Origin of the sequence: Ferrovibrio sp., from assembly GCF_029255545.1 — a bacterium.
Classification (GTDB): domain Bacteria; phylum Pseudomonadota; class Alphaproteobacteria; order Ferrovibrionales; family Ferrovibrionaceae; genus Ferrovibrio.
In genome coordinates this window covers 25,843-30,322 of sequence record NZ_JANLJJ010000029.1, presented here as the reverse complement: position 1 = coordinate 30,322, position 4,480 = coordinate 25,843, and the positions used below count along the sequence as shown (strand labels likewise).

Sequence of the window (4,480 nt, the reverse complement as noted above, 5' to 3'; positions counted from 1 at the left end):
CGGGCAGGCCGGTGGTGATCGGATGGCCCCAGCCGGCCGCCTGCAGCGGCGCCAGCCGCAGGTTGGCCAGCTGGTTGGTCAGCGCGTCCATGCCGATCTCGGGGTAATAGATGATGTCCGGCTGCTCGCCGCGCAGCAGCTCGAGCGCGGCGCGGAAGCTTCGTGGATTCGGATGCAGGCGGTCCACCATCGCCCGCGCCGCGACCATGTCGCCCTCGGTCGCCGCGCCGGTATGCAGCAGCACGGTCTCGAAGCGCGTGCGGTCGATCTGGCTCAGCAGGCCGTTCAGCACCACGGTCCAGACCGAATGGCCGCGGATGTATTTCGTCACGATGACGAGCCGGATGCGCGGTCGTTCCGGCGGCGCCGGCGCCGGCAGCGGCCAGGCCTGGCGCATCAGCGCGCTGGTGACGTCGCCGAAGGCCGACAGGCGCGCGCGATGGTCGCCCGGGCGATAGGCCAGGTAGAAGGGCTGCTTGTGGCCGACATGGTCGGCGGCCGCCTGGCGGTGATCGGGATGCAGCGCATACTGCGACCAGCGCTGCAGTTCGGCATCGAAGTCGCGCAGCGCGGCCTCGGCCGCCGCCGGACTCTCGGGCAGCACCGGCAGGCAATGCATCAGCCGGGTCAGGCGCAGCAGCGCATGGTCGGGCGCGGCCAGCAGGGCGGCATCGATCACCAGCCGGGCCTCGGCGCTGTCGCCGCGCTGGTGCAGCAGATCGGCCAGGTTGATGCTCAGCGAGGTATCCTGCGGCGCCTGGTGCAGCGCCAGCCGCAGCAGCGCGATGGCTTCCTCGGCCCGGCCGGTCTCGCCCAGCAGCAGGCCGAGATTGTTCATCGCCTGGGTCAGGCTCGGGTCCTGCGCGATGGCGCGGCGATAGGCCTCCTCGGCTTCCGCCAGCCGGCCCTGTTCCTGCAGCAGGTTGGCCAGGTTGTATTCCGCCCGCGGGTAATTCGGCTTCAGCTCGAGGGCATGGCGATACCCATGCTCGGCCTCGGCGGCCTGGCCCAGGCCATGGCGCAGGGCCGCCAGGTTGTTGGCCGCCTTGGCATAGCCGGGCTGGCGCTCCAGCGCGGCGCGATAGGCGGCCTCGGCCTCGTCATGGCGCTGCTGCGCCGCCAGCAGCGTGCCGTAATCGTTCAGCGCCAGCGCGGCGGCGGACGCGTCGGGCGCCAGCTTGATGCTGCGGCGATAGGCGTATTCCGCCTTGCCGAGTTGTCCCAGCCGGTGCTGCAGGCCGCCCAGCGCGCGGTGCAGCGCGGCATCCTGCGGCATCAGCTCGACGGCGCGGCGATAGATCGCCGCCGCCTTGGTCGGCATCTGCCGGCGCTGCAGCAGGTTGGCCAGCCGGGTCCAGGCGGCGGGGTCCTGCGGCGTCGCCTGCACCGCGCGGCGGCGATAGGTCTCGGCTTTCGCCAGGTCGCCCAGCGCCTCGGCGCAGCCGGCCGCCAGGTCGAGCAGCACGGCATCGCCGGGTTGCTGGACCAGCAGCGCCTCGGCCTGGGCCAGCGCGGCGGCCAGGTCGGGCGGCATGGCGGAAACGGACGAATCCTCGGTCATGGCCGAAGCCTCGCCTGCCGGGCCGGGTCTGGCAACAGGTTCGGGCCGGGTTCGCGCCTTACGCCAGCGCGCGCAGGAAGGCGGGCACCGGCCGTCCGATGCCCAGCAGCCAGCGGGCCATCGCGCCGGCCACCTGCCGCACGCTGGGCCGTTCGCCCACGCGTGCGCGCCAGGCTATCAGGCGGGTCGCGTCTGCGGGGATCGGCGCGCCCATGCGGTCGCCGAAAATCTGCGCCATGTAGAAGGCGATGTCGGCATAGGTGAAAGCCGCGCCGGACAGCCAGGATTGGCCATCGCCCAGCAGGTTTTCCATCCGCGCGTAGAACTGCGCCGCGCCATCCCGTGCCGCCACCGCTGCCGGATCGTCGGGCGTGGCCTGCAGGCCCATCAGGCGGATGATGTGCGGGAAATAGACTTCGTCGGATTGCAGTTCCAGCAGGCGGGCCCGCGCGCGGCCGGCGATGTCGCGCGGCCATATTGGCGGCTCGGGGCAGAGGTCTTCCAGGTATTCGAAGATCTGCGTGGAATCGAAAATCTCGACATCGCCATGCACCAGCACCGGCACCTGGCGTTTGGGGTTGATGCGCAGCACCTCCGGATGTTTGGGCTCGTACAGCGCCTTCATCTCGAATGGCACCATCACGACCTCGGCATCGAGGCCCTTTTCCAGCAGGGCGATCTGGGCCTTGGCGCCAAACATGCTCAGCGGGCCGGAATACAGGCGGATCGGGGCGGGGGGATGCTGCGCCGCCGGTGTCGGTTGCATTGGCATGATCACGGTTTTTGGCTCTTGATGTAGGGGAGGAATGGAATTCGTTCGCGCTTCACCACACGCGGCGCCAGTTCCTTGATGGCGGCCTCAAAATGCGTCGTCTTCTGATGCTCGTCCCAGCCGGCTTTGTCACGGTAGAGCTCGAAGAGAAAGAATGAGGCCTTGTCCTCCGGCGATCGGTAAGGCAGGAACAGCTTAACCCCGGGTTCAGCCATTGTCGGGTTCACCAGATCCTCGAGAATCCTGGCGACACTTTCTTCTTCCCCCGGCTTTGCAACGATCCAGATGGCAACAACAAAACCTTCATTGTAGTAATCGAATTTCGGCAGTTGATAGCCTGGGCCTTTCGCCGGCGCATTCATGACATCCTCATACGCATTGTGTGTTGGCAGCAGGATGGCATGGCGCGATCCCCATTCTGGCAGCAGTCTGGCAGGCGCGGTCAGCAGGGGGCGGTCAGTAGATCGTCGCCAGTTCATGCAGGGCGATGACGATGGCCAGGATTGCCTGCGCGATCTGCAGCACCAGCAGCATGTCCTTCATCATCGCCTCCTCCTCTTGTTGCTTGTGCGGGGCCGGATGAGGGGGCGGGCAGGGCGGAAAACCGCCAATTTCCAGGCTAAGCCCCTGATTATCCGGAATAAAATCCGATATAGAACATATAGCGAAAATATGCTATGTTTATTTTCCTAGAAAAAGGAGTTGTCCGTGAAAAGTCACAGCCAGGATCCATTCAAGGATCCGTACATCCATTTGCGGCCTGGCGCGGCCCCAGACGCGGCCGAAGACGAGGCCGACAGCGATGCGGCACCGGCGCGGCGCCGCTATACCCCGCTGGAACTGGAAGCACTCGGGATCGAGGACTATCCGCGCATTCCGAATAGGCCGGCGCGCGGGCGCAGTATCAACTGGGGCAAGGCGGCCGAGGTGCTGGCGAAAGGGCATACGGTGGAGACGGCGGCCTATCTGTGCGGCTGCGATGCCGACCGCATCTGGCGCAACCTGCGCCGCAGCCGCAAATTCCGCGCCCGCATCGATCTGGCCGCCGAGCGGCTGCGTCTGCTGGTGGAACTGCGTTTCCGCACCCTCAACGACAATGCCGTGCGCCAGATGCAGCAGCAGGCCGGCAAACTGGATGTGAAGACACTGCACTGGCTGGCCGAGAAGCTGCGGCTGGGGCAGGGGCCGGAACTGGCGCCCGAACAGGCGGGCAGCATTGCCGACTGGATCGCATCGGTCGCGGCCGTGCCCGGCCATCGTCACGGCCGTCGCCGGCGATTGTCCGATGCGGCGCAGGACGAACGGGATCGAACCGGATCGAACGGGATCGAACTGGCATCCAACGGGATCGAACTGGCATCGAACGGGATCGAACCGGCCGGCAACGGGATCGGCCTGGCCGGCAATGGGTCTGCATCGGCAGTTGATTGCCATCGGGTAACTGCTTGTTCGGTTTCGGCTTCGCGCTAACTGGACGACGCCTGCGCCTTGCCGTGCCGGTGATCCTGTTCCATCCTTCCGCCCTGTTCAGCCCGGAGCCCGCCCATGATCGACCTGTATTACTGGCCGACCCCCAACGGCCACAAGATCACCCTGTTCCTTGAGGAAACCGGCACGCCCTACACGATCAAGCCGGTCAATATCGGCAAGGGCGAGCAGTTCGAGCCCGGTTTCCTGAAGATCGCGCCGAACAACCGCATGCCGGCGATTGTCGATCACGCGCCACTCGATGGCGGTGAGCCGATCAGCGTGTTCGAGTCCGGCGCCATCCTGCTTTATCTGGCCGACAAGTATCAGAAACACATCCCGCAGGACCTGCGCGGCCGCATCGCCTGCACCGAATGGCTGATGTGGCAGATGGGCGGCCTGGGCCCGATGTGTGGCCAGAACCATCATTTCAGCCAGTACGCGCCCGAAAAAATCCCCTACGCGATCAACCGCTATGTAAATGAAACCAATCGTTTGTACGGTGTTCTGAATAAACGGCTTGAAGGTCGCGCCTTCATCTGCGGCGACGCCTACACGATTGCCGACATGGCCGCCTATCCCTGGATCGTGCCCTATGAGCGCCAGGGCCAGAAGCTGGAGGATTTCCCCAATCTCAAGCGCTGGTTCGACAGCATCTGGGCGCGCCCGGCCACCAAGGT

The 4,480-nt window shown here is 66.0% G+C and carries 5 protein-coding genes; 2 read left to right on the top strand and 3 right to left on the bottom strand.

Annotation, left to right across the window (positions count from 1 at the left end; genetic code table 11):
- The 3 genes from Q1J79_RS05115 to Q1J79_RS05105 all read right to left on the bottom strand — a co-directional run.
- A partial coding sequence (locus tag Q1J79_RS05115; protein ID WP_300297415.1) for a tetratricopeptide repeat protein occupies positions 1-1,561 on the bottom strand: 1,561 nt, incomplete at its 3' end.
- 58 nt (positions 1,562-1,619) lie between these two features.
- Positions 1,620-2,327, bottom strand: a complete 708-nt coding sequence (locus tag Q1J79_RS05110; protein WP_300297413.1) for a glutathione S-transferase family protein — start codon at positions 2,325-2,327, stop codon at positions 1,620-1,622.
- Between the two features lie 8 nt (positions 2,328-2,335).
- Positions 2,336-2,695, bottom strand: coding sequence for a putative quinol monooxygenase (locus Q1J79_RS05105; protein WP_300297410.1), 360 nt, complete (start codon positions 2,693-2,695; stop codon positions 2,336-2,338).
- 346 nt (positions 2,696-3,041) lie between these two features.
- Here Q1J79_RS05105 and Q1J79_RS05100 point away from each other — a divergent pair, with 346 nt between their 5' ends.
- On the top strand, positions 3,042-3,803 hold the full coding sequence (locus Q1J79_RS05100; RefSeq protein WP_300297408.1) for a hypothetical protein: 762 nt from the start codon (positions 3,042-3,044) through the stop codon (positions 3,801-3,803).
- Between the two features lie 75 nt (positions 3,804-3,878).
- Positions 3,879-4,480 (top strand): glutathione binding-like protein (locus tag Q1J79_RS05095; RefSeq protein ID WP_300297405.1); only part of this gene is annotated, 602 nt, incomplete at its 3' end.